An 808-nucleotide genomic window follows, 5' to 3' on the forward strand; every position below is an offset into this window, starting at 1 on the left:
GTAGCAAGTACGCACCTGGAACTTAGCTTCTGAGCTCCACGTATGTGTCGGAGTTCCCTTTACTGGGTCATTGCTAATTAGGTCAGCTTCTACTTCCTTTTTCCAAAGGTAGATAGTTGCTTTTGGTATCTTGCTTTCTTTAGCAAGTTGGGAAAAAGCACCTCTTGGGGTGTTTGGACCTGAAAGGAGCGTCCTTATTTTTCTGATAACAGCTTCTTTTTGATCCTTTGGATAAGGTATCATCGTGCGCCGGAGTTCTCGCCCTATGGAGTTGTACATATTTTACTTGAGCAGATGCCAACCATCCTGACACCTAGGGCTACTGAATCGTAAAAAGCTCTAGGGATCTCTCCTGGAATAGCTATTATGTAGAGCAACCCGACACAAAACTCACATCAATTTTGGACCAATAAATGGGGACCCGCCAGATTCGCTTGAGTTGATGACTCTGGCTTTGCGCTCTGAGTTCCACTGGTAGACAACGTTTGCATTGATTTCGTTATCCCTTGCAATCTTGGCAATAGCGCCAGGCGTAGCATCTCCTGAATTGTCGAGCTCATATAGAGCCGCAACTACTTTTTGCTTTAGTTCTTTGGGGTTGTTAATGGCCATTGAGAACTGCAAGTTGGCGGCCACGAAAAATGCATGCGGGCGGCCATCACTTTTGCACAATTTACCACAGTTCGCGTTTACTGGATATGCCTTTTTCTGTTATTGGTAGATATTTCATTCGGTCCTTCTATGGACATTTCTTGTTGGGGAGAATATAAGCAACTTGTTGCGGGCTCTAACTGAATCCCTCCCTGAC

General features: G+C 45.0%; 2 protein-coding genes. Both read right to left on the reverse strand.

The window, feature by feature from the left end:
- A partial coding sequence (locus AXFE_RS20940; protein WP_235347932.1) for a hypothetical protein occupies positions 1-243 on the reverse strand: 243 nt, incomplete at its 3' end.
- A 147-nt stretch (positions 244-390) separates the two neighbouring features.
- Positions 391-612, reverse strand: coding sequence for a hypothetical protein (locus tag AXFE_RS18100; protein ID WP_152626230.1), 222 nt, complete (start codon positions 610-612; stop codon positions 391-393).
- Between the last annotated feature and the right edge of the window lie 196 nt (positions 613-808).

Source organism: Acidithrix ferrooxidans (genome assembly GCF_000949295.1).
GTDB lineage: Bacteria > Actinomycetota > Acidimicrobiia > Acidimicrobiales > Acidimicrobiaceae > Acidithrix > Acidithrix ferrooxidans.